This is a genomic window from Amycolatopsis sp. NPDC101161, from assembly GCF_044768185.1.
Taxonomy (GTDB): Bacteria; Actinomycetota; Actinomycetes; order Mycobacteriales; family Pseudonocardiaceae; genus Amycolatopsis.
This window is the reverse complement of record NZ_JBIWPI010000005.1, coordinates 581,926-604,790: the sequence shown is the minus strand read 5'-3', so window position 1 is coordinate 604,790 and position 22,865 is coordinate 581,926. Positions and strand designations below refer to the sequence as shown.

17 protein-coding genes and 2 tRNA genes are annotated in these 22,865 nt (G+C 70.2%); 5 read left to right on the top strand and 14 right to left on the bottom strand.

The features are described from left to right. Positions 1-48: 48 nt before the first annotated feature. From ACIRSS_RS36285 to gltX, 4 genes are all read right to left on the bottom strand, one after another. A tRNA-Glu gene (locus ACIRSS_RS36285) sits at positions 49-121 on the bottom strand. Between the two features lie 102 nt (positions 122-223). Next, positions 224-295: transfer RNA gene (locus tag ACIRSS_RS36280), tRNA-Gln, on the bottom strand. Between the two features lie 50 nt (positions 296-345). Beyond that, the gene (locus ACIRSS_RS36275; RefSeq protein ID WP_400904021.1) at positions 346-1,080 is read right to left on the bottom strand and encodes an HAD family hydrolase; all 735 of its coding nucleotides are present in this window, start codon (positions 1,078-1,080) and stop codon (positions 346-348) included. A gap of 202 nt (positions 1,081-1,282) precedes the next feature. Beyond that, the gene (gltX, locus tag ACIRSS_RS36270) at positions 1,283-2,761 is read right to left on the bottom strand and encodes a glutamate--tRNA ligase (protein WP_400903290.1); all 1,479 of its coding nucleotides are present in this window, start codon (positions 2,759-2,761) and stop codon (positions 1,283-1,285) included. 95 nt (positions 2,762-2,856) lie between these two features. Here gltX and ACIRSS_RS36265 point away from each other — a divergent pair, with 95 nt between their 5' ends. Beyond that, positions 2,857-4,107 (top strand): FAD-dependent oxidoreductase, encoded by a 1,251-nt coding sequence (locus tag ACIRSS_RS36265; protein ID WP_400903287.1) that lies wholly within the window; start codon positions 2,857-2,859, stop codon positions 4,105-4,107. On the opposite strand, the gene ACIRSS_RS36260 is transcribed toward ACIRSS_RS36265, so the two are convergent. The 6 genes from ACIRSS_RS36260 to ACIRSS_RS36235 all read right to left on the bottom strand — a co-directional run bounded on the left by ACIRSS_RS36260 (position 4,104) and on the right by ACIRSS_RS36235 (position 14,473). Further along, entirely contained in the window at positions 4,104-4,874 is a 771-nt protein-coding gene (locus tag ACIRSS_RS36260) for a fumarylacetoacetate hydrolase family protein (protein WP_400903284.1), read from the bottom strand. The two genes, ACIRSS_RS36265 and ACIRSS_RS36260, sit on opposite strands and share 4 nt — an antisense overlap. 4 nt (positions 4,875-4,878) lie before the next feature. Next, entirely contained in the window at positions 4,879-6,510 is a 1,632-nt protein-coding gene (gene cimA, locus ACIRSS_RS36255) for a citramalate synthase (RefSeq protein WP_400903281.1), read from the bottom strand. Positions 6,511-7,323: 813 nt separating this feature from the next. Next, positions 7,324-8,364, bottom strand: a complete 1,041-nt coding sequence (locus ACIRSS_RS36250) for a 3-isopropylmalate dehydrogenase (RefSeq protein ID WP_400903279.1) — start codon at positions 8,362-8,364, stop codon at positions 7,324-7,326. A gap of 228 nt (positions 8,365-8,592) precedes the next feature. Continuing rightward, a complete protein-coding gene (locus tag ACIRSS_RS36245) occupies positions 8,593-11,955 on the bottom strand; it encodes a S8 family peptidase (RefSeq protein WP_400903276.1) in 3,363 nt (1,120 codons plus the stop codon). 230 nt (positions 11,956-12,185) lie between these two features. Continuing rightward, complete coding sequence (serA, locus tag ACIRSS_RS36240) at positions 12,186-13,784, bottom strand: phosphoglycerate dehydrogenase (protein WP_400903273.1); 1,599 nt, start codon at positions 13,782-13,784, stop codon at positions 12,186-12,188. Positions 13,785-13,909: 125 nt separating this feature from the next. Then, entirely contained in the window at positions 13,910-14,473 is a 564-nt protein-coding gene (locus ACIRSS_RS36235; protein WP_400903270.1) for a TetR/AcrR family transcriptional regulator, read from the bottom strand. 87 nt (positions 14,474-14,560) lie between these two features. On the opposite strand from ACIRSS_RS36235, the gene ACIRSS_RS36230 reads away from it, so the two are divergent. From ACIRSS_RS36230 to ACIRSS_RS36215, 4 genes are all read left to right on the top strand, one after another. Next, on the top strand, positions 14,561-15,460 hold the full coding sequence (locus tag ACIRSS_RS36230; protein ID WP_400903267.1) for a TIGR03620 family F420-dependent LLM class oxidoreductase: 900 nt from the start codon (positions 14,561-14,563) through the stop codon (positions 15,458-15,460). Then, positions 15,457-16,272, top strand: coding sequence for a TIGR03620 family F420-dependent LLM class oxidoreductase (locus ACIRSS_RS36225; protein ID WP_400903264.1), 816 nt, complete (start codon positions 15,457-15,459; stop codon positions 16,270-16,272). Before ACIRSS_RS36230 ends, ACIRSS_RS36225 begins: the two co-directional genes overlap by 4 nt. A 128-nt stretch (positions 16,273-16,400) precedes the next feature. Next, positions 16,401-17,729 carry an ankyrin repeat domain-containing protein gene (locus ACIRSS_RS36220; protein WP_400903262.1) on the top strand — a complete coding sequence of 443 codons (1,329 nt, stop codon included), beginning with the start codon at positions 16,401-16,403 and terminating at the stop codon, positions 17,727-17,729. A gap of 70 nt (positions 17,730-17,799) precedes the next feature. Beyond that, positions 17,800-18,681 carry a nuclear transport factor 2 family protein gene (locus ACIRSS_RS36215; RefSeq protein ID WP_400903259.1) on the top strand — a complete coding sequence of 294 codons (882 nt, stop codon included), beginning with the start codon at positions 17,800-17,802 and terminating at the stop codon, positions 18,679-18,681. Here the strand turns inward: ACIRSS_RS36215 and ACIRSS_RS36210 are convergent. The 4 genes from ACIRSS_RS36210 to ACIRSS_RS36195 form a co-directional block, all read right to left on the bottom strand. After that, positions 18,678-18,956, bottom strand: a complete 279-nt coding sequence (locus tag ACIRSS_RS36210) for a DUF397 domain-containing protein (RefSeq protein WP_086670329.1) — start codon at positions 18,954-18,956, stop codon at positions 18,678-18,680. The two genes, ACIRSS_RS36215 and ACIRSS_RS36210, sit on opposite strands and share 4 nt — an antisense overlap. 103 nt (positions 18,957-19,059) lie before the next feature. Then, positions 19,060-20,073 (bottom strand): ketol-acid reductoisomerase, encoded by a 1,014-nt coding sequence (ilvC, locus tag ACIRSS_RS36205; RefSeq protein ID WP_043780773.1) that lies wholly within the window; start codon positions 20,071-20,073, stop codon positions 19,060-19,062. Between the two features lie 32 nt (positions 20,074-20,105). Next, positions 20,106-20,612 (bottom strand): acetolactate synthase small subunit, encoded by a 507-nt coding sequence (ilvN, locus tag ACIRSS_RS36200; protein WP_003080760.1) that lies wholly within the window; start codon positions 20,610-20,612, stop codon positions 20,106-20,108. Between the two features lies 1 nt (position 20,613). Beyond that, positions 20,614-22,506 carry an acetolactate synthase large subunit gene (locus ACIRSS_RS36195; protein ID WP_400903256.1) on the bottom strand — a complete coding sequence of 631 codons (1,893 nt, stop codon included), beginning with the start codon at positions 22,504-22,506 and terminating at the stop codon, positions 20,614-20,616. Positions 22,507-22,865: the final 359 nt, after the last annotated feature.

Genomic DNA, 22,865 nt, shown 5'->3' with positions numbered 1-22,865 from the left:
GGGCGCACGAAAAAACCCGCCTGACCTGGGTCAGACGGGTTTTCGACGTACCCCCGATGGGATTCGAACCCACGCTACCGGCGTGAGAGGCCGGCGTCCTAGGCCGCTAGACGACGGGGGCTTAGGATCTTTCCCTGGTTTCCCAGGGGCTTTTCTGTTTTTCTTGCTGGAGAGAACTTACCAGAGGCGATTTCTCGCTCCGCAAGGGGGTCACTCTCCGCAGCTGGGGTACCAGGACTCGAACCTAGACTAACTGGACCAGAACCAGTCGTGCTGCCAATTACACCATACCCCAGTGAGGTACCGATCCGGCTTGGCCGGTTCAGCACCGCACGAGGAGAAATACTAGAGCACGCCGTTCCGCACCGTGAAGGCGGGGGTCCCACTGACCCGCTGGGCCGGGACGCCGATCGTCGCGTACTCCGAAACCAGCAGCTCAGGCAGCTCGGCCAGCCCGGCTACGCGGTGGACGCCCTCGGGGACGCGTTCGCCGATGGCGTCGCGGTCGAGCCAGACCGCTCCGAGACCCGCGTCGCGGGCGCCGATCGCGTCCGTGTCCAGTTTGTCGCCGACGTGGACCGCCTGGGCGGGAGCGCAGTCCAGGCCGAGGCAGACCGTGTGGAACATCACCGGATCGGGTTTCGCCACCCCGAGCTCGCCGGCGATGGCGATGTGGTCGAAGAACGGCGCCAGCCCCAGGTCGGCGATCTTCTTGCGCTGGTGGCCCCCGGAAGCGTTCGTCACGGCGGCCAGCATCAGGCCGGCCGCGCGCAGCCACTCCAGGCAGTCGAGGACGTCGTCGAACAGCTGCCACGAGTGGTCGAGCAGCTCTCTTCGGCGGCGCTCGAACGAACTCACCTGCTCGGCGTCGGCGAGGATGCCGATCTCGGCGAGGAAGCAGTCGGTGCGGCGCTGGTGCATCGTCGCGTAGTCGATTTCGCCGGCGACGACGAGCGCGACGTGCTCTTCGGTGATGAGGTCCCACAACGGCCACAGGTCGCCCCGGCCGGTCAGGATGTGGAGGCTGCGGCGGATCGCGGCCGTGCAGTCGATCAGGGTGTCGTCGATGTCCAAGCACACCAAGCGCAGCCGAGGCGGCGCCCAGGGTTCGGGCGCCGCCTCGGTGGGGGCGGTTCGCGACGGGGTCCGGGGTGCCACAGCGAAATCCACCCAGTGAGGCTAGGGCAACCGCCGCGTTCGCGACGCTGCCAAAGAGGTGATTGCCGCTCCCCTGTTCCGGCGCACCGGCTCTACTCCCAGTTGGCGAACCGTCTTCTGTCGGTTATCCGACCAACGCGCGGCGAAGACGTCCCAGTGAGACGTCGCGGCCGAGCAGTTCCATCGATTCGTACAGGGGAGGAGAAACCGTCCGTCCGGTCACGGCGACGCGAACCGGCGCGAAAGCCTTGCGGGGCTTGAGACCCAGACCGTCCACAAGGGCGTCTTTGAGCGCCTGCTCGATGGCCTCCGTCTCCCACGACGGCAGCGCTTCGAGCGCCTCGACCGCCGCGGTGAGCACCGGCTGCGCCGCTTCGCCGAGGTTCTTCGCCGCCGCGTCTTCTTCCGGCGCGAAAGCGTCCTCGTCGGTGAACAGGAAACGCACCATGGGCGCCGCGTCCGAAAGCACCGTGACGCGTTCCTGCACCAGCGGCGCGATCGCGTTCAGCCGGGCCAGCTGCTGCTCGCTCGGCGATTCCGGAAGGACACCCGCGGTGACGAGGTACGGCGTCACGCGCGAAACGAATTCGGCCGCCGGCAACGCCCGCACGTGGGTGCCGTTGATCGCTTCGGCCTTCTTGAGGTCGAAGCGCGCCGGGTTGGCGCTGACCTTCGTGACGTCGAAGGCGGCGATCATCTCCTCGACGCTGAAGACGTCGCGGTCGTCGGCGATCGACCAGCCCAGCAGGGCCAGGTAGTTGAGCAGGCCCTCGCGGATGAACCCGCGGTCGCGGTAGTTGAAGAGGTTCGACGAAGGGTCGCGTTTGGACAGTTTCTTGTTGCCCTCGCCCATGACGTAGGGCAGGTGGCCGAACCGCGGTGTGAACTCCGCGACACCGATGCGCTCCAGCGCCGCGTAGAGCGCCAGCTGGCGGGGCGTCGACGGCAGCAGGTCCTCGCCGCGCAGGACGTGCGTGATCTTCATCAGCGCGTCGTCGACCGGGTTGGTCAGCGTGTACAGCGGCTCGCCGTTGGCGCGCACCAGCACCGGGTCCGGGATCGTGTTGGCCGGGAAGGTGATGTCCCCGCGCACCAGGTCGGTCCAGCCGAGGTCGGTGTCCGGCATGCGCAGGCGCAGCACCGGCGCGCGGCCTTCGGCGCGGTACGCGGCGATCTGCTCGGCGGTGAGGTCGCGGTCGAAGTTGTCGTAGCCCAGCTTGGGGTCCAGGCCGGCCGCCTTGCGCCGCGCCTCGACCTCCTCGTTGGTCGAGAACGCTTCGTACAGCTCCCCCGCTTCGAGGAGCTTCGCGGCGACGTCGGCGTAGATCGCGCGCCGCTCGCTCTGGCGGTACGGCCCGTACTCGCCACCGGCCTCGGGACCCTCGTCCCAGTCGATGCCGAGCCAGCGCAGCCCGTCGAGGAGCTGCTCGTAGGACTCCTGCGAGTCGCGCGCGGCGTCGGTGTCTTCGATCCGGAACACCAGTTGCCCCTGGTTGTGCCGGGCGAAGGCCCAGTTGAACAGCGCCGTGCGGATCAGCCCGACGTGCGGGGTGCCGGTCGGCGAAGGACAGAAGCGCGCGCGAACCACCGATGTCTCACTCATAGCCCGATCAGCGTATCCGTCGCCACAACGCTTGACGCCGGGGACCGGTCCGGGGCATCCTCGGTTTATTCAACAGGTGATGAATAGATGGGGAGATGGTCGAGATGACCGAGCGCACGGGCTGCGTCGTCATCGGTGGCGGGCCGGCCGGGATGGTCACGGGGCTCCTGCTGGCCCGGGCCGGCGTCGAGGTGACGGTGCTGGAGAAGCACGCGGACTTCCTGCGCGACTTCCGCGGGGACACGGTCCACCCGTCGACGCTCACGCTGCTCGACGAGCTGGGCCTGGGCGAGAAGTTCCACGCGCTGCCGCACAGCGAGCTGCGCTTCGCGGGCTTCCCCCAGGACAACGGCGAGCTGATGAAGCTGGCCGACTTCACCCGGTTGAAGGTCGCCCACCCGTACATCGCGATGGTGCCGCAGTGGGACTTCCTCGACCTGCTCGCCGAAAGCGCGCGCAAGGAGCCGACGTTCGTCCAGCGGATGGAGACCGAGTGCACCGGCCTGGTCCGCGAGCACGGCCGGGTCGCCGGGATCACGTACCGCACGGCCGCCGGCGAGACCGGGGAAATCCGCGCGGACCTGGTGATCGCCGCCGACGGTCGCTGGTCGCCGGCCCGCCGCGAAGCCGGCCTGGTTCCGCGGGAGTACGACTGCCCGTTCGACGTCTGGTGGTTCCGGCTTTCACGGCAGGAGGGGGACGCGGACGGCATGCTCATGCCGAGGATGCGTGACCGCCGCTTCGCGGTACCGCTCCCCCGGCCCGACTTCTTCCAGGTCGCCTACCTCGGCCCGAAGGGCGAGGACCTCCGCGAGCAGGGCATCGAGGCGTTCCGCCACAACGTCACGCAAATCTGCCCCGAGTTCACCGACCGCGTGCACGAGCTCGAGTCGATGGACGACGTCAAGTTCCTCGACGTGCGGCTCAACCTGCTGCGCAAGTGGCACGTCGACGGGCTGCTGTGCATCGGTGACGCGGCGCACGCGATGTCCCCGATCGGCGGGGTCGGCATCAACCTGGCGGTGCAGGACGCGGTCGCGGCGGCGACGCTGCTGGCCGAGCCGCTGCGCCGAGGCCGTCCGTCGCCGGCGGACCTGGCGAAGGTGCGCGCCCGGCGGCTGGCGCCGACCCTGCTGGTGCAGGGGCTGCAGCGGCTGCTGCACCGGACCGTGATGCGCGCGGTGATGGCGGGCAAGCGCAACGGCCCGCCGGCGCCGATGATCAAGCTGTTCGCGCGGTTCCCGCGGCTGTCGTACGTCCCGGCCCGGCTCCTCGGCCTCGGGCTGCGGCCGGAGCACGCTCCGGCGTTCGCCCGGCGGCCGATGGAGCCGGCGGTGACGAACTAGACGTTCTCGACCGGGTTGGTCAGGGTGCCGATGCCTTCGATGGTGATCGAGACGCTCTGGCCACCCTCGATCGGGCCGACGCCCTCGGGCGTGCCGGTGAGGATGACGTCGCCGGGCAGCAGCGTCATCACGCCGGAGACGAACTCGACCAGCTCGGGGATCTTGTGGACCAGGTCGGACGTGCGGCCGTCCTGCTTGAGCTCGCCGTCCACCTCGGCCTTCAGCGAGAGGTCGGACGCGTCGAGCGACGTCTCGATCCACGGGCCGAGCGGGCAGAACGTGTCGAAGCCCTTGGCGCGACCCCACTGGCCGTCGGACTTCTGCAGGTCGCGGGCGCTGACGTCGTTGGCGACCGTGTAGCCGAGGATCGCGCTCGCGGCGCGGGCGGCGGGCACGTTCTTCACCGGCTGGCCGATGACGATGGCCAGCTCGCCCTCGAAGTCGACGCGGCCGACGTCCGACGGACGGCGGATCGCCGCGTTCGGGCCGATGACCGTGGTCGACGGCTTGAGGAACAGCATCGGGGCACTGGGCACCTCGTTGCCGAACTCGGCCGCGTGCTTGGCGTAGTTGCGGCCGACGGCGATCACCTTGGACGGCAGGATCGGCGCGAGCAGCCGGACGTCGGCCAGCGGCCACCGCTTGCCGGTGAAGTTGGGCTGGCCGAACGGGTGCTCGGCGATCTCCAGGACCTGGGCGTCGTCACCGTCCCCTTCGACCGAAGCGAACGCGACACCACCGGGATGAGCAATACGGGCTAGGCGCACGTGGTCAGTCTACGTCCGCTGTTTCCGTGACCGGGGCCACGGTGGTGCTCTTGTGCACGAGCGCGTCGCACAACGCCAGCCAGCTGGCCTCGACGATGTTGCCGTGCACGCCGACGGTGGTCCACTCGCGTTCGCCGTCGGTGCTCTCGACCAGCACGCGCGTCACGGCGTCGGTGCCGGGGTGGCCCTGCAGGATGCGGACCTTGTAGTCGGCGAGCTCCACACTGTCCAACCAGGACAGGTGGGGGCTCAGGGCTTTCCGGAGCGCGGCGTCGAGGGCGTGCACCGGGCCGATGCCCTCGGCGGTGGCGATGACGCGCTGGCCGCCGACGTGCACCTTGACCGTGGCCTCGGATACGACCTCGGCGTCGGCGCGGTGGTCGAGGACCACGCGGTAGGACTCGAGCTCGAACGGCGCCTCGGCGGGCACGTCGGCCTCCTGGCGCAGCAGGAGCTCGAGGGAGGCGTCGGCGGCCTCGAAGGACCAGCCTTCGGATTCGAGGCGCTTGACCTTGGTGATGGCGCTCGTCAGCGCCTCGGGCCGGCCGGCAAGGTCGACCCCGAGCTCACGTCCCTTGAGCTCGAGGCTGGCCCTGCCGGCCATCTCGGTGACCAGTACCCGCATGTCGTTGCCGACGGAAGACGGATCGATGTGGTTGTACAGCAACGGATCCACCTTGATCGCGCTCGCGTGCAGTCCCGCCTTGTGGGCGAAAGCCGACGCCCCTACGTAAGCCTGGTGGGTGTAGGGGGCGAGGTTGGCGATTTCGGCAAGGGCATGGGAGACCCGGGTCAGCTCGGCCGCTCCTCCGGTCGGGAGGACGTCCATGCCGAGCTTGGTCACGAGGTTCCCTGTCACGGCGAAGAGGTCGGCGTTGCCGGCCCGCTCCCCGTAACCGTTGGCGGTGCACTGGACGTGCGTCGCGCCGGCCTGCACCGCGGCGACGGAGTTCGCCACGGCGCAGGAAGTGTCGTCCTGACAGTGGATTCCGAGGCGGAACCCGGTCTTTTCCTTGACGGTCTTGACGGTCTCGGCGAGCCCGAGCGGCAGCTGGCCGCCGTTGGTGTCGCAGAGCACGAGGACATCGGCGCCCGCGTGCGCGGCGGCGTCGAGGACCCTGAGCGAGGTTTCGGGCGAAAACGCGTAGCCGTCGAAGAAGTGCTCGGCGTCGAGGAAAACGCGCCGGCCTTCTTTGACGAGGAATTCGACGGTGTCCTTGACCATGGCGCAGGCTTCGTCGACATCGACGCGGAGGGCGCGTTCGATGTGCCGCAGATCGGACTTAGCGACGAGGGTGATGACGGGGGCTTCGCTGGCGAGAAGGGCCCGGACCTGCGGATCGGCGTCGGCGGTGGTGCCGGCCTTGCGCGTCGCCCCGAAAGCGACGAGGGCGGCGTGGTTGAGTTTGAGTTCGCCTTTCGCGGCGCGGGCGAAGAACTCCGTGTCCTTGGGGAGAGCCCCGGGCCAGCCACCTTCGATGAACCCGACGCCCAGCTCGTCCAGCAGCCGCGCGACGGCGAGCTTGTCCTGGACGGAGTAGGAGATGCCCTCCCGCTGCGCACCGTCGCGCAGGGTCGTGTCGTAGAGGTGGAAGGCATCGCCGAGCGGGGTATCGGCGGGCTCCTGGCGGGTCACGGTCTTCTCCCAATCGTTTCGTGGCAACAAAAAAACCTCCCGCATGGGTGCGAGAGGTTGCGCGCCGGGTGCTCTTGTGGAGCTACCGTCCGGCGCGCTCGATGATAATGATCGCGAAGCTGGTCACGGTCGCATCATGCCACAGGGGTTCGCGGGAAGTCCACAAACTGGGTCAAGCTCCCACCATCCGGGAACGCGGGCCGGCGCCGGCGCTTCGAGGAACGGCGCCCGATGCTCCGGCTTCGCCGGAATTTGCCCGCCCCCGCCCGGACAAGCAGGCCCCACCCATCCCTGGGGGCTGACCCCGGTCCAGTTTACCGGCGGCGGCCGACAAAACCGGTCGGAAAGCCGTTCGGCGGCTTGATTGCCCACATCACGGCGGGGTTGTGGACAAGGAGGCCGACTCCAGCGGCAAGATCGCCGGACGCGGACGGAAGCCGTTCGGCTGCCGGAAGCCGTTCGGCAGCCCGCGGCGATTCCGACGACGAGGTCGCCAAACCGGGCTGAAAGTTATCCAGCGGCCGGCTTGGCCGCATCACGGCGGAGTTATGGACAAGCGGGCGGCGACCCCAAAGGCAAAGGTCGCCGAACCCGGCCGAAAGCCGTTCGCCGCGACTCCGACCGCCAGGTCGCCAACCCAGCCGAAGCCGTTCGGCGGCCCGCTTGCCCACATCACGACGACGCTGCGGACAAGCGAACGACAACTCCGACGCCAAGGGTCGCCCAGCCCAGGCCCAGGGCAAGCCCCAGCAGACCCAGGCACGAAAAAGCCCCGCACCACCAGGGCGCGGGGCCTTTCCGAACGAGAAAAACTCAACCAGCAGTACGCACGTTGGACGAAACCAAAGCCGCCAACCGGTCCCCGATGGCCGTGGTAGCCCCCGGCGAAGACTGGTCCCGGGTAGCCAAATCGAAAGCCACCGAGGCCTCGATCCGCCGAGCCGACTCCTTCTGACCCAGGTGGTCCAGCAGCAGCGAAACCGACAGCACCGCGGCCGTCGGGTCCGCCAGTCCCTGCCCGGCGATATCGGGCGCCGAGCCGTGGACCGGTTCGAACATGCTCGGGTTCCGGCGCGTGATGTCCAGGTTCCCGCTCGCCGCGAGCCCGATGCCGCCCGTCACCGCGGCCGCCAGGTCCGTGATGATGTCGCCGAACAGGTTGTCCGTCACGATCACGTCGAACCGGGACGGGTCCGTCACCAGGTGGATCGTCGCCGCGTCCACGTGGGAGTAGGCGACCGTCACCTCCGGGTGCTCCAGCGAGACCTCTTCGACGATCCGCGACCACAGCGAACCCGCGTACTCGAGCACGTTGGTCTTGTGCACCAGCGTCAGGTGCTTGCGCGGACGGGCCTCGGCGCGGTTGAACGCGTCCGCGACCACGCGGCGGATGCCGAACGCCGTGTTGACGCTGACCTCCGTCGCGATCTCGTTCTCGGTGTCCTTGCGCAGCAGGCCACCAGTACCCGCGTACGGGCCTTCGGTCCCTTCGCGCACGACGACCATGTCGACGTCACCCGCGTCGGCCAGCGGTCCCCGGACACCCGGGTACAGCCGCGCCGGGCGCAGGTTGACGTGGTGGTCCATCTCGAACCGCAGGCGCAGCAGCAGGCCGCGCTCGAGGATGCCGCTCGGCACCGACGGGTCGCCCACCGCGCCCAGCAGGATCGCGTCGTGCTGGCGGAGCTCGCCGAGCACCGACTCCGGGAGCAGTTCACCGGTCGCGTGCCACCGCGCGGCGCCGAGGTCGTAGTTCGTGATCTCCGCCGTCGGTACTACCTCGCCGAGCACCTTCAGCGCCTCGGAGACCACCTCGGGCCCGATCCCGTCTCCTGGGATCACCGCGAGCCGCATCCACACACCTCCGTCGACGAGGCCACCGGATGCACCGATGGCCCACCGCAACAAAACGCCAGCAGCCGGAAGGTTACCGGCCGTAGACAAACGGCCGTAGCCGCACCACCCTTATGCCGCATCCTCCCGCAGGGTGAGACACCCGATCGGGGGAACTGCAGCGGGGCGTCCCCGGCGGAAACCCACCGGGAACGCCCCTGTGCCTGCACTGATCGATCTTGCCCGGGACTAGCGGTGACCAGCCCCGATCGGCTGACGGTCGTTCCCCGGCCGGGCGCCCTGGGCGGCGTCCACCTTGACCACGTTCGCCCGGTTCCCCGCGGCGTTGTGGTGCTCGATGGCGAGCAGCCCGAGGGCGTTGTCGGCCGCGGCCGAAGCCGCGTTCCGGGTGACGACCAGCGTCGTCCCCGGCTTCGCGACGTAGCCCAGCGCGGCGTCGCCGCCACCCTGCACCGAGTAGCCCGGCGCGAGCGCGTCGAACGAAAGCGGCGTGCCGACGTAGTCGATCAGCCCGTTCGTCGTGCCCGGCGCGACGTAGAAACCGCTCACGCCCACCGTGTAGGAGATCCGGTGGCTGTCGGCGTTCGCGTCGATGCCCAGCGCGGCCAGGGAAACCGGCAGCGTGATCACGTTCGTGTCGAACACGTTCGTGTCCACGTCGCCGAGCTGCCCGTTGACGGCCTGGACGTCCACCTGCGGGAAGCCCGGGGTCAGCGCGACCGTGACGGCCAGCAGCACGTCCGTGGACGTCGCCTTGGTCACGTAGGTCTCGAAGTCCGGCGTGCCGTCCCCGGTGGTGTCGATGTCGACGAACGGCGAGGTGTTGCTGCCGATGTTCGCCCAGTCGCCCCAGGTGGACAGGCCGAACGCGAGGAGCGCGTTCTCCGGCTCACCCTGCGCCTTCGCCAGCGGCGCGGTGGAAGCCGCGCCGATGTAGCGGAGGTCGCCGCCCTTGGCCGTCTTGTTCACCGTGCAGTCGGTGACGACGTCCGCGTCGCACTCGGGCAGCTGCGGGGACTCCGCCTGCAGCTCGAGCACGCTGATCAGCGAGCGGTACCGCTGCGCGCCGGTGCCCTGGTCGACGCCCTTGCCGGTCAGGTTGAGCACGGCCTGGGTGGCATCCGGCGTGAACTTCACCGACGGCGGCGTCGAAATCGTCGACACCGGCTTCGGCGCCGAGTAGACCGAAACCCGCAGCGGCACCTTGGCGCCGCTGGTGGGCGTGAAGGCGACCCGCCCGGAAGCGTCGGCGACGAACTGCCGCGCCAGGCCGGCCTGGGTGGCCTGCATGGTCGGGTCCATGACCTTGCGCAGCGCCTTCGGGTCGGTGATCTTCAGCGTCACCTTGACCTTGGCGGTCCCGCGCGGGGTCAGCTTCACCGTCGGCTTGTCCACTGTGTACTCGACGCCCGGCAGCGCGTCGACCGCCTGGTAGGCCACCGAGTACTCGGCGGCCGTGACGCCCTTGTTGACGAGCTTGATCGTCTTCGACAGCGTCACCGGACCGGACGCCTCGACCGTGCCGAAGCTGACGCTCACCGCGCCCGGGTCGTCGACGACGTAGGCGAGCACCTGGTTGTCCAGCGCCGCCTTGGCGTCGATCCGGCCGCTGCCGACGCGCTGCGGCGCGTAGGTGTGGCCCGCGCCGTCGGAGACGTCGTGGCCGGCGGTGTCGATGACCGACGCCTTGACCTCCTCGACCGACCAGTCCGGGTGGGACTGGCGGACCAGCGCGGTGATGCCCGCGGTGTGCGGCGCCGCCATCGACGTGCCGCTCAGGACCGTCCGGCCGTTGCCGCTGCCGCGGAACGCCGAGGTGATCGTGTCACCCGGCGCGGCGAGGTCCGGCTTGACGGCCGGGCCGCGGGTGCCGCGCGAGGTGAACGAGCTCGGCGTGTCCACGATCGTCTTGTCGTAGGTCTGGATCGAGGCACGCCCGGTTCCGTAGAGCCGGACCTGCAGCGTGCCCGCGGTCAGCGCCGCGCGCAGCGTCTTGGTCGCGGAACCGGTGAACTGGAACACCGGGATCGCCGCGTTGCCCGCGATACCCGCGCTGAAGTGCTCCAAAGTGGACGAAAGCAGCGCGCCCTTCGCCCCCGCGGCCTGCGCGTTGTTCGCGCGCGCGGCCGAACCGCAGGCGCGGGTCGAGTCGTTGTCGTCCCACTCCAGCCAGACGAACTTGCCGGCCGCCTTCGCCTTGTCCGCGGCGGAGTACGGCGCGCAGCCGGCGCTGTTCGACGCGGACAGCGCGACGACCGGCGCGGTCAGGTTCAGCGTGTCGTAGCCGGCGTAGTTCTGGCTGTACTGCCCGGTCTTCTGGCCCGCCGCGGTCGTGGGCGCCTTGACTTCAGCGGCGTCGCGCAGGACGCCCGCGTCACGCGTGCTGGCGACGGTCAGCGCCTCGGGGGTGTTGCCCGGGGAGCCGGCGATGTCGTTGATGTCGCCGCCGTTGCCCGCGGAGATCACCGGCAGCACGTTGTTCGCGGCGAGCTTGCGCACGAACAGCGAGTCCGGGTCGTCCGGCGCGCCGAAGTCCGAACCCAGCGAGAGGTTGACGATGTCGAGGTGGTCGGTGAAGTCGCCGTCGCCGTCCGGGTCGAGGGCCCAGTCCAGGGCCTGCGAGGTGACGTTCGTCGAGCCGACGCAGCCGAACACCTTGATGGCGTAGAGGAGCGACTTCGGCGCCGTGCCCGGGCCGATCTGCATCGCGTCGACCTTCTTGGCGTCCAGCTTCTTGTAGTCGCCCTTGAAGGTCTTGCCGTCCGCGGTGACGCCGAAGCCGCCGATGGTGCCGGCGACGTGCGTGCCGTGCTCACCGCAGGCGAGCGGGTTCGGGTCCGGCTTCGGGGTGGTCTTGCCGGCCGTGGCGGCGTCGTAGTCGTCGCCGACGAGGTCGGTGCCGCCGACGACCTTGGCGCTCGGGAAGAGCGGGGTCGGCTTGGTGGAGTCGACGCTCTTGTAGGCGGCCGGCGTGCCGGGGCCACCGAAGTCGGCGTGGGTGTAGTCGATGCCGTCGTCGATGACGCCGATGCGGACGCCGTCGCCGAACTTGCCGGTCTGCTGCCACGCGGCGAGCGTGTTGGTCAGCTGCTCGGCACTGGCGTTGGTGCGGGTCTTCGGCACGACCGTGCGCACCGAAACGACGTCGGCGCGCTTCGCGATGTCACGCAGCTTCGCGGCGTCGGCCGTGACGACCACGCCCGGGACGGCGTTGGCGGTCTGCGTGACGACCTGCGGCTTGGCGTCGGCCGAGCGCAGCTGGCCCAGCACCGAGTTCACCGCGGCCGCGGTGTCGTCCTTCGCGGCGCGGGCGGCGCGCTTGGCGGCCTCCTTGCCCTGGGGCTGCGCCGAGGTGAACGCGTCGACGGCGGGCTTCTTGGCCAGCTCGACGAACGCGGTGACGCGGCCCTGCGCGGCGCCGAGCCGGGGCGAAACCTTGCCCTGCAGCTTGGCGTCGTCGATCTTCGCCGGCGCCACTCCGTCGGCCAGCGGCGCGTCTGCCGCCGTCGCGACCGGCGCTCCCAGCGCGGCGGCGAGCACCACGGCGAAGGCCGCCGTGGTCGCGCGCGCGGGTAGGCGGGATCTGCTCATCAGTCGGCCCCTTACCCGAGGTCTGGACCCGAACCTGCCTGCCGCTCCGGACACCCCCGACGGTGAAGCGCGGCACAGCGCCGTGCCCTCGACGGCGCGTGGTTCAACCTCGCGGGGAGAACTTAATGCCCCAAATCACCTACTTACGTAGGCAAAGGACTCCGTTACGTGAATGTGATTGCGCACGAAGGCCCCCCGTCGAGTGACGAGGGGCCTTCGAAAGTGTTATGTCAGTTGAAGTCCACCGCACGGATCGTGTGCGCCCCGACCGAGGCGCCGATCGGCTCCAGCAGGTGGTTGTCGATGTGGCGGTCGACGCGCAGCAGCATCACCGCGTCCGACCCGTCGGTGGTCTGGCTGATCTGGGCGGCCTCGATGTTGATGCCCGCCTCGCCGAGCAGCGTGCCGACGCGGCCCATCACGCCCGGGCGGTCGCCGTACTCGACCAGCAGGACCGTGCCCTCGGCACGCAGGTCGAAGCCGCGGCCGTTGACCTCGACCAGCTTCTCGACCTCGTCCTTGCCGGTGACCGACCCGGACACCGTCAGCACCTGGCCGTCCGCGTGCACCGCGCGCACCGTGACCAGGCTGCGGAACTTCGGGCTCTCCGACTCGGTTTCCAGCTCGACCTGCACGCCCAGCTTCTCCGCCAGCTGCGGCGCGTTGACGAACGTGACCTGGTCCTCGACCACGCCGGTGAACACCCCGCGCAGCGCCGCCAGCTGCAGCACGCCGGTGTCCTCGCTGGTCAGCTCGCCCTTGACCTGCACGGTCACCGAGGTCGGCGCCTTCGGGTTCAGGGCGGTGAGCAGCTGGCCGAGCTTCTGCGTCAGCAGCAGGTACGGGCGGACGTGCTCGCCCACCGCGCCGCCGCCGGAGACGTTCACCGCGTCCGGCACGAAGTCGCCGCGCAGGGCCAGCAGGACCGACCGGGCGACGTCCGTGCCCGCGCGGTCCTGCGCCTCGGCCGTCGACGCGCCCAGGTGCGGGGTCACGACGACGTTGTCCAGCTCGAACAGCGGGCTGGACGTGGTCGGCTCGGTGACGAAGACGTCGATGCCGGCACCGCCGACGTGACCCGAGCGCAGCGCGTCGGCCAGGTCCTCCTCGACGATCAGCCCGCCGCGGGCGGCGTTCACGATGATGACGCCCGGCTTGGTCTTCTTCAGCGCCTCGGCGTCGATGAGACCCTTCGTCTCCGGCGTCTTCGGCAGGTGGATGGAAATCGCGTCGGCGCGGGAAAGCAGCTCGTCGAGGGTGACGAGCTCGATGCCGAGCTGGCCCGCGCGCGCGGCCGAGACGTAGGGGTCGTAGGCGATGATGTGCGTGTCGAACGCGGCGAGGCGCTGGGCGAACAGCTGGCCGATCTTGCCGAGGCCGACCACGCCGATCGTCTTGCCCTGCAGCTCCACACCGGAGAACGAGCTGCGCTTCCACTCGCCGCCGCGGAGGCTCTGGCTGGCGGCCGGGACGCGGCGCGCGACCGCGAGCAGCAGCGCGACGGCGTGCTCGGCGGCGGAGACGATGTTGGACGTCGGCGCGTTGACGACCAGGACCCCGCGCTCGGTGGCGGCGGGCACCTCGACGTTGTCCAGGCCGACGCCGGCGCGGGCGACGACCTTCAGCTGAGTCGTGGCGCCGAGGACCTCGGCGTCGACCTGGGTGGCGGAGCGGACCAGGAGCGCGTCGGCGCTCTTCACCGCCTCGAGCAGCGCGGATCGGTCCGTGCCGTCGACGTGCCGGACCTCCACCTCGTCACCGAAGACGCTCAGCACGGAGGGGGCGAGCTTCTCCGCGATGAGGACGACGGGTTTGCTGGGCTTGCTCACGATGCGGCTCCCACTATCTGGTCATTTCCAGGACGCTCTGTGTCGACAAAGGGTCTCAGCACGCCGTTGTGCCCCGGTCGAGGCGGAGTTTAACCCGCAGGACCGCCCGCTGGCTTCTCCCGGTGTTAACTCACCCGTAATCCCTCGAAAACAAGAGCCAGGAGGCGTTGCATGCCCCCGGGGCCGGGCAGGTGCCCACCCGCCCAGGATGCCGCGTGCAGCAACAGAAGGAGCTCGTTCGTGGTGACGTCCGGGCGGAGCTCGCCTTCGCGCTGCGCCCGTTCCACCAGGTGGGAACCGGCTTCCCGCATCGCGTGACACGATTCGTACAACCGGGAGGTTTCGTCGCTGAGCGCGTCGGCGGTGAGTTCGACCAGGCCGCGGAACGTGCCGGTGGTGTCGCCGAGCCCGGCCAGCCAGGTCTGCAGCGCGTTCAGCGGCTCCGGGTGCGTGAGCAGTTCGCGCGCCCGGTCGGCCTGGCCGTCGAACCGGGCCCGCAGCAGCGTCTCGAGCAAGGCCTCCCGCGTCGGGAAGTGCCGGTAGAGCGTGCCGATGCCGACCCCGGCGCGGCGCGCGATGTCTTCCAGCGACGCCTCGACGCCGTGCTCGGCGAAGGCGCGCTGCGCCTCTTCGAGGAGGCGCTCGTAGTTGCGGCGGGCGTCCGCGCGCATCGGCTTGACTTCGGTCATCGCCCTTCCGACCCTACCGGGTAGCCAATCGGAGGCTGCCTCCGTATATTAACCGGAGGCAGCCTCAGATTACTGGAGGGAACGAGGATGACCCTGATCGAAGACACGCGGACCCGGCTCGGCGCGTTCGGCGCCTGGCTGCCGAGCGCGCCCCTGGCCCCACCCCCGGACGTCGAGCGCACGGCCACGCGGCGGCTCGCCGAAGCCGGCTACGGCTCGGTCTGGAGCGGCGAAGGACCCGGCAGCCGCGAGGTGTTCGCCCATTTCGGCGACCTCCTGGCCACGGTGCCGGACGTCGTGCTCGGCACCGGCATCGCGAACACCTGGCTGCGGCCCGGGACCACCGCGTACAAGGGCGGGGCGACGCTCGCCCAGGCCCACCCGGGCCGGTTCGTGCTCGGCGTCGGCATCGGGCACGCGTTCCAGGCGGCGAAGCTCGGCGAGGACTACCGGCCGATCGACCGGATGCGCGACTACCTGTCCGAAATGGACACCGCTGCGGCCGAAAGTCCTTCGACGGTGGCGTTTCCGCGCGTACTGGCCGCGGTCGGGCCGCGGATGCTGGAGCTGTCGCGCGACCACGCCGACGGCGCGCACCCGTTCGCGCAGCCCGTCTCGCACACGCCGTACGCGCGCGAAATCCTCGGGCCGGACAAGCTGCTGATCCCGCAGCAGACCGTGCTGCTCGGCAGCCGCGAGGACGCCCGCGAGAGCGTGCGGCGCCGGGTGGCGCAATCGCGGGAGTACTCCGTCACCGTCTACCTCGCGGGGTGGAAACGGCTCGGCTACACCGAAACCGACATCGCCGGGCCGAGCGACCGGTTCGTCGACGACCTGGTCGTGTGGGGCGACGCCGCGACCATCGCGAAACGCCTCGGCGAGCTCCGGGACGCGGGAGCGGACCACGTCTTGCTGACGCCGTCCGCGGCCACGTTCGAGTCCACTGTGGACGTACTGCTCGAACTGGCCCCGGAGGTGCTCCGATGAGCGTGGGAATCTGGCGGTTCTTCGCCGGGGCCCCGATCAGCGAGCTGCGCGAAACGGCCGCCGAGGTGGAGGAACTCGGCTTCGACGCGATCTGGTTCGGCGAGTACGCCGGCCGGGAAGCGTTCACGCAGGCGGCGCTGCTGCTCGCGGCGACGTCGAAACTCACGGTCGCCACCGGGGTCGCGCGGTTCGACCAGCGCTCCCCGCTCGCGGCGGAGGGCGCCATCCGCGCGCTGGGCGAGGCGTACCCGGGCCGGTTCGTCGCGGGACTGGGCGGCCACCGGCCGGGCGCGCGGCCGCTGACGGCGTTGCGCGAGTACCTCGACGGGATGGACGCAGCCGAGCTGCCGGGCCTGCCCCAGCCGTCACCCCGCCCGCGCCGGGTGCTCGCGGCGCTGGGCCCGAAACTACTGGAACTGGCGGCCGAACGCGCCGACGGCGCCCACCCGTACTTCGTCCCGCCGGAGCACACGGCGATGGCGCGCGAACGGCTCGGCCCGGGCACGTACCTCGCCGTCGAGCAAGCTGTGGTGCTCGACCCGGCCGCCCGCGACGCCGCCCGGGAGCACGCGGACCTGTACGTCCGGCAGGCCCCACACCACCAGGCGAACCTGCGCCGGCTCGGCTTCACCGACGACGACCTGGCCGGCGGCGGCAGCGACCGGCTGGTCGACGCCATCGTCGCGACCGGCGAACAGGCCGCGGCGGACCGGATCCGCGCCCACCTCGACGCGGGCGCCGACCACGTCTGCGTCCAGGTCCTGGCCCGCACGGAGAAGTCCTACCGCGAGCTGGCCGATCTCCTGCCCTGACCGAGGTAGGCTGGCGGGGCGCGGCAGGGGCCGCGTCCCGTCCGCGGAAAGGGCCGAGCCCACCCCCGCAGCACCGCACCACCAGCTCCGCACCTTCTTTCCTGCCCGGTGCCGGCGGACCACGGGCGATGAGGAAAGGAGGCACGACGGTGCCCGGTGGACTCAACCTCGAACAACTCCGCAAGCGCGCGAAAGAACTCGCGCGCGCCGAAGGCGTCCAACTCGCCGAAGCGCAGTTCCGGATCGCCCGCGACCACGGCTTCCCGAGCTGGCCGAAGCTGCGGGCGTACCTCCGCCGCGTCGCCGAACACGGCGAAACCCTGCAGCACCCGTACCACCAGGACGTCGAGTACTACGCCGAGCGCGCGCTCGGCCTGCTCGCCTCGGCCGAAGACGACACACCCGGCGCGAAAGAGCCCTTCGACCGCTGGAGCCAGCCACTCACGCGCGACGGCGCCCGGGTGGTCGTCGCCAGGGAACACGGATTCGGCTCCTGGAAAGCACTTCGCGCCCACGTCAAGTCTCTTGTGGACAGTGGTGAGCCGTTCGCCCGCGCGTACCGGGCCGTCGAAGCGAAGGACCTCGACAGCCTCGCGAAGCTCCTGGAAGAGTTCCCCGGGCTCGTCACCGCCCGCGGCACCAACGGCAACGACCTGCTCGGCATGGCCGGCGCGACGTGCGACGAACGGCTCAGCCGGCTCCTGCTCGACCACGGCGCCGACCCGGCGCGCGGCAACGTCCACGGCTGGACGCCCCTGCACCAGGCCGCCTACAGCAACCTGCCGCACCTGCTCGGCCTGCTGCTGGAGCGCGGCGCGCCGGTCGACGTCCCGGCTCGCGGAGACGGCGGCACTCCCCTGGTCGTCGCCCTGTTCTGGGGACACCGCGAAGCCGCCGAGACGCTCGCCGGGCACAGCCGGGCGCCGGGCAACCTGCGCGTCGCGGCCGGGCTCGGCGACACCGGTTTCATCGACGAGCTCCTGACCTCGGGCGACCCCGGTGCCCACCGCGGCTTTTACCGCCCCCACAGCGGTTTCCCGGCCTGGCAGCCGACGGACGACCCCGCCGAGGTCAAGAACGAAGCCCTGTCCTGGGCCGCGCGCAACGACCGCGTCGAGGCACTGCGGTTGTTGGTCGCGCGGGGGGCCGACCTCGACGCCGACGTCTACCGCGGCACGGCGCTGACGTGGGCGGCGGCGCAGGGCAAGCTCGCCGCCGTCCGGACGCTCCTGGACCTCGGCGCCGACGTGAACCACCGCGGCACGTTCGGCGGCCCGGGCCACGGCGAAGGCGTCACCGCCCTGCACCTGGCCGCGCAGTCCGGCCACCTCGACGTCATCCGCTTCCTCGTGGAAAACGGCGCGGACGTCGGCGCGCGGGACGCGCTCTTCGACAGCACCCCCGCGAAATGGGCGGAGGTGTGCGACCAGCCGGCCGCGCGCGACCTGCTCCGGTAGACAACCGGAGTCTGTAGTCCGTATCGTGCTAGGCGGACTACAGACTCCGTTTTGCCCACTGGGAGGATTCATGACCACACCTCGCGACGTCTTCGCGGCGTTGTCCGACGGCATCAGCGAAGGGCGCTTCGCCGACCTGTCTGCGCTCTACGCCGAGGACACCGTCGTCGAACACCCGCAAGCCGTGCCGCGCCCGACGCGCATCGAGGGCCGCACCGCCGTTCACGAGCGGTTCACCGGCGTCCTCGCCGGCGCGCTGCGGCTGACGCGCAAGAACGTCGTCGTCCACGAGACGACGGACCCCGAGGTCATCGTCGCCGAATACGACTACGACGCCGAGTCGCTCGAAACCGGCAAGACCACGCCGACGGCCAACATCCAGGTGCTGCGCGTCCGCGACGGCCTGATCGTCCACTCGCGCGACTACCACGACTACCTGCGTCTCGCGGCGATCCGCGACGGCGTCGACCAGCTCGCGCAGGCCTACGAGCAGGCACCGCCGCGCGAGTTGTCGCCGATCGGACCACGGACGTCGAGCGACCCGGCGAGCCGGCGCGGGGTGTTCGAGCGGCTCGTCTACGGCGTCTCCGACAAGCGTGGCGAAGAGCTGGCGGAGCTGTACGCCGAGGAAACGCACGTCACGCACCCGTTCCAGCCGGGCTCGGCCGTGGTGCGGACGCGCGAGGAGCTGCGCGCGCACTTCAAGCAGGCCGCGGGGATGGGCGTCGACTTCGAGGCGACCGACCTGGTCACCTACGAGGGCACCGATCCCGAGGTGCTGATCGCCGAGTTCGCCTACCAGGGCGAGTACGGCGGCCGCCCGGTGCGGATCGCCAACATCTTCGCCATGCGGATCCGCGACGGCTTGGTCGTCGAGTCCCGCGACTACGGCGACCACCTCGGCATCGCCGGCGACCTCGGCACGATCCCCGAGCTGGCCGCGAAGCTCTAGGCCTCCGCGAGGTCCTCGGGCAGGTCGAACTCGCCGTCGCGGACACCCTTGACGAACGCGTCCCACTCCGACGGCGTGAAGACTAGGATGACGCCGTCCGGCTTCGCCGACTGCCGCATGGCGGTGTAGGTGACGCCGTCGGTGTGCTCGATGAAGGCGTACTCGACGCAGTCGTCGAGGGTGACGCCCTCCGGCTCCGCCCGGATCCACTCCGCCTTTGTGAAGTCGAGGTGGTGCCGGATGTGCGCCTTGTCGTCGACCGGCTGCTCACTCATGTCGCAAGCGTAGCGAAACGACCACCGAACGCACTGAAGGGGACGCCCCTCGCGGGCGTCCCCTTCAGCGTCTTGCGAAAAAAGCTGTGTTGCCGAAAAGCGGTCAGGCGGTTTCGGTGATCGGCCGGTCCACCCACGACATCAGGTCGCGCAGCTTCTTGCCGGTCGCCTCGATCGGGTGCTGGTTGCCCTGCTCCTCGAGCTTGGTGAAGTTCGGCCGGCCGGCCTCGTCCTCGGCGACCCACTCGCGGGCGAACGTGCCGTCCTGGATCTCGCCGAGGATCTTCTTCATCTCTTCCTTGACCGCCGGCGAGATGACGCGCGGGCCGCGGGTCAGGTCGCCGTACTCGGCGGTGTCGGAGATCGAGTAGCGCTGGCGCGCGATGCCGCCCTCGTACATCAGGTCGACGATCAGCTTCAGCTCGTGCAGCACCTCGAAGTAGGCGATCTCCGGGGCGTAGCCGGCCTCGGTGAGCACCTCGAAACCGGTCTGCACCAGCGCGGACGCGCCACCGCAGAGCACGGCCTGCTCGCCGAAGAGGTCGGTCTCGGTCTCTTCCTTGAACGTCGTCTTGATGACGCCGGCGCGGGCGCCACCGATGGCGGCGGCGTAGGAGAGGGCGAGCGCCTGGGCGTTGCCGGACGCGTCCTGCTCGACCGCGATGAGCGCCGGGACGCCCTTGCCGTCGACGAACTGGCGGCGGACGAGGTGGCCCGGGCCCTTCGGGGCGACCATCGCGACGTCGACGTTCGCCGGCGGCTTGATGAGGTCGTAGCGGATGTTGAAGCCGTGCCCGAAGAAGATCGCGTCGCCGTCCTTGAGGTTCGGCGCGATGTCCTGCTCGTAGATGAAGCGCTGCTTCGTGTCCGGCGCCAGGATCATGATCAGGTCGGCCTCGGCCGACGCCTCGGCCGGGGTGAGCACGCGCAGGCCCTGCTCCTCGGCCTTCGCCCGCGACTTGGACCCCTCGGGCAGGCCGATGCGGACGTCGACGCCGGAGTCGCGCAGGCTCAGCGAGTGGGCGTGGCCCTGGCTGCCGTAGCCGATGACAGCGACCTTGCGCCCCTGGATGATCGAGAGGTCGGCGTCGTCGTCGTAGAAGATTTCCACTGCCATGGGGGTACTGCTTCCTTTCCTGACTTACTTCGTTAACGCGGGGAGGTTGCGGTGATCGAACGGGCGCCTCGGCCCACCGCGACCATGCCGGACTGCACGAGCTCGCGGATGCCATACGGCTCCAGCATCCGCAGCAGCGCACCGATCTTGTCGGACGTCCCGGTGGCCTCGACGGTGAGTGCCTCGGGAGAGACGTCCACCACCTTGGCCCGGAAGAGCTGGACGGTTTCGAGGACCTGGCTGCGCACGGTGTTGTCGGCGCGCACCTTCACGAGCAGCAGTTCGCGCTGCACGGCGGTCGACTGTTCCAGCTCGACGATCTTGATCACGTTGACCAGCTTGTTGAGCTGCTTCGTCACCTGTTCGAGCGGTAGCTCTTCCACGGCGACCACGATCGTCATGCGGGACACCTCGGGGTTTTCCGTGGGCCCGACGGCGAGGGACTCGATGTTGAACCCGCGGCGGGAGAACAGGCCGGACACGCGCGCGAGCACACCGGGCTTGTTCTCGACCAGGACACTCAGCGTGTGGACGCTCATCTCAGCGCTCACCCTCCCCGGCGGCTTCCGCGGCTGCCTCGGTCGTCTCGACCGAAACCTCGTCGTCGTCGAACAGCGGCCGGATGCCCCGGACCGCCATGATCTCGTCGTTGCCGGTGCCGGCCGCGACCATCGGCCACACCTGGGCATCCTTCCCCACGACGAAGTCGATCACGACGGGGCGGTCGTTGATCTCCATCGCACGGCGGATGGTGGCGTCGACGTCTTCCTTCGCCTCGCACCGCAGGCCGGCGCAGCCGAGCGCCTCGGCCAGCAGCACGAAGTCCGGGATGCGGTGCTTGTGCGTGCCGAGGTCGGTGTTGGAGTACCGCTCCGAGTAGAAGAGGTTCTGCCACTGGCGGACCATGCCCAGGTTGCCGTTGTTGATGACGGCGACCTTGATCGGCGCGCCCTCGATGGCGCAGGTGGCCAGCTCCTGGTTGGTCATCTGGAAGCAGCCGTCGCCGTCGATCGCCCACACCGGGGTGTCCGGGACGCCGAACTGCGCGCCCATCGCGGCCGGCACGGCGAAGCCCATCGTGCCGAGGCCACCGGAGTTGATCCAGGTGCGCGGGTTCTCGTACTTGACGAACTGCGCGGCCCACATCTGGTGCTGGCCGACGCCGGCGGCGTACACCGCGTCCGGGCCGACGAGCTCGCCGATCCGCTCGATGACGTACTGGGGCGACAGCGAACCGTCGTCGGGCCACTCGTAGCCGGCCGGGTAGGTCTTGCGCCAGTCGTCCAGCAGCGTCCACCAGTCGGCGAGGTCGGGCTTGCCGCCGTGCTCGAACTCCGTGGTGACGGCGGTGATCAGCTCGCCGATGATCTCCTTGCAGTCCCCCACGATCGGGACGTCGGCCTTGCGGTTCTTGGAGATCTCGGCCGGGTCGATGTCGGCGTGCACGATCGCGGCGTCCGGCGCGAACGACGACAGCTGGCCGGTGACGCGGTCGTCGAACCGGGCGCCCAGCGCGACCAGCAGGTCGGCGCGCTGCATCGACGCGACCGCGGCGACCGAGCCGTGCATGCCCGGCATGCCGAGGTGCTGCGGGTGCGAGTCGGGGAACGCGCCGCGCGCCATCAGCGTCGTGACGACCGGGATGCCGGTCAGCTCGGCGAGCTGCTTCAGCTGCGCGTGCGCCTCGGCCTTGATGACGCCGCCGCCGACGTACAGCACCGGGCGGCGCGACTTCGCGATGAGCTTCGCGGCTTCGCGGACCTGCTTGCCGTGCGGGCGGAGCGTGGGGCGGTAGCCCGGCAGCCGCAGCTCGGTCGGCCAGGAGAAGGAGGTCATCTCCTGCAGCACGTCCTTGGGGATGTCCACCAGGACCGGGCCGGGTCGGCCCGTGGACGCCAGGTGGAACGCCTCGGCGATGGTCCGCGGGATGTCCACGGGGTCGGTGACGAGGAAGTTGTGCTTGGTGATCGGCATGGTGATGCCGCAGATGTCGGCTTCCTGGAACGCGTCGGTGCCGATCAGCGCCCGGGACTGCTGCCCGGTGATGGCGACGACCGGGACGGAGTCCATGTTCGCGTCGGCCAGCGGGGTGACCAGGTTGGTCGCGCCGGGGCCGGAGGTCGCCATGCAGACGCCGACCTTGCCGGTGGCCTGCGCGTAGCCGGTGGCGGCGTGCCCCGCGCCCTGCTCGTGGCGGACCAGGATGTGGCGGACCTTCGTCGAGTCCAGCAGCGGGTCGTAGGCGGGCAGGATGGTGCCGCCCGGAATGCCGAAGACCACCTCGGCGCCGACCGCCTCGAGCGAGCGCACGAGGGACTGCGCGCCGGTGACGCGCACCGGGGTTCCCGCCGGTGGCGCCGGCTTCGGACGTGCTCCGGGCGTTCCGGGCGTCGGCCCGGGTTTCGCGTCGCTGCGCGACGTGGCACTGGTCATCGGTTCTGCCTCGTGGGTCTCGGTGTCACTCGTTCGGGTCGGTTTTGTGCGGTGGGGCGGGGAATCTCTTCCCTAGGGCAACAAAAAACCCTCGCCGACCGTAAGGTCGCACGAGGGTTCGCGCGTCGACGCAGCGGAAAGTCTTCCCTAAGCGTCGACGCGCTTGGGAAGTACGAGGCCGGTCAGCGGTGTCACGACGCTGACGCTAGTCCGAAGGTCTCTCAGGTGTCAACTCTGCGGGATGACGTGTCCGCATCGTGGGCAAGATCGCAGCGCGGAGCGCTGTCCGTTGAGGGTGGCGGTGGGGGCATGGATGGACAGGCGTCACACCCGCCCGACCCGGGTCCGGGCCGGTCCGC

Coding starts and splice junctions, on each gene's coding strand:
- gltX (WP_400903290.1), bottom strand. CDS start 2,761: ATGAGTGAGACATCGGTGGTTCGCGCGCGCTTCTGTCCTTCGCCGACC.
- ACIRSS_RS36265 (WP_400903287.1), top strand. CDS start 2,857: ATGGTCGAGATGACCGAGCGCACGGGCTGCGTCGTCATCGGTGGCGGG.
- ACIRSS_RS36250 (WP_400903279.1), bottom strand. CDS start 8,364: ATGCGGCTCGCGGTGATCCCAGGAGACGGGATCGGGCCCGAGGTGGTC.
- ACIRSS_RS36245 (WP_400903276.1), bottom strand. CDS start 11,955: ATGAGCAGATCCCGCCTACCCGCGCGCGCGACCACGGCGGCCTTCGCC.
- ACIRSS_RS36235 (WP_400903270.1), bottom strand. CDS start 14,473: ATGACCGAAGTCAAGCCGATGCGCGCGGACGCCCGCCGCAACTACGAG.
- ACIRSS_RS36230 (WP_400903267.1), top strand. CDS start 14,561: ATGACCCTGATCGAAGACACGCGGACCCGGCTCGGCGCGTTCGGCGCC.
- ACIRSS_RS36225 (WP_400903264.1), top strand. CDS start 15,457: ATGAGCGTGGGAATCTGGCGGTTCTTCGCCGGGGCCCCGATCAGCGAG.
- ACIRSS_RS36220 (WP_400903262.1), top strand. CDS start 16,401: ATGAGGAAAGGAGGCACGACGGTGCCCGGTGGACTCAACCTCGAACAA.
- ACIRSS_RS36215 (WP_400903259.1), top strand. CDS start 17,800: ATGACCACACCTCGCGACGTCTTCGCGGCGTTGTCCGACGGCATCAGC.
- ACIRSS_RS36210 (WP_086670329.1), bottom strand. CDS start 18,956: ATGAGTGAGCAGCCGGTCGACGACAAGGCGCACATCCGGCACCACCTC.
- ilvC (WP_043780773.1), bottom strand. CDS start 20,073: ATGGCAGTGGAAATCTTCTACGACGACGACGCCGACCTCTCGATCATC.
- ilvN (WP_003080760.1), bottom strand. CDS start 20,612: ATGAGCGTCCACACGCTGAGTGTCCTGGTCGAGAACAAGCCCGGTGTG.
- ACIRSS_RS36195 (WP_400903256.1), bottom strand. CDS start 22,506: ATGACCAGTGCCACGTCGCGCAGCGACGCGAAACCCGGGCCGACGCCC.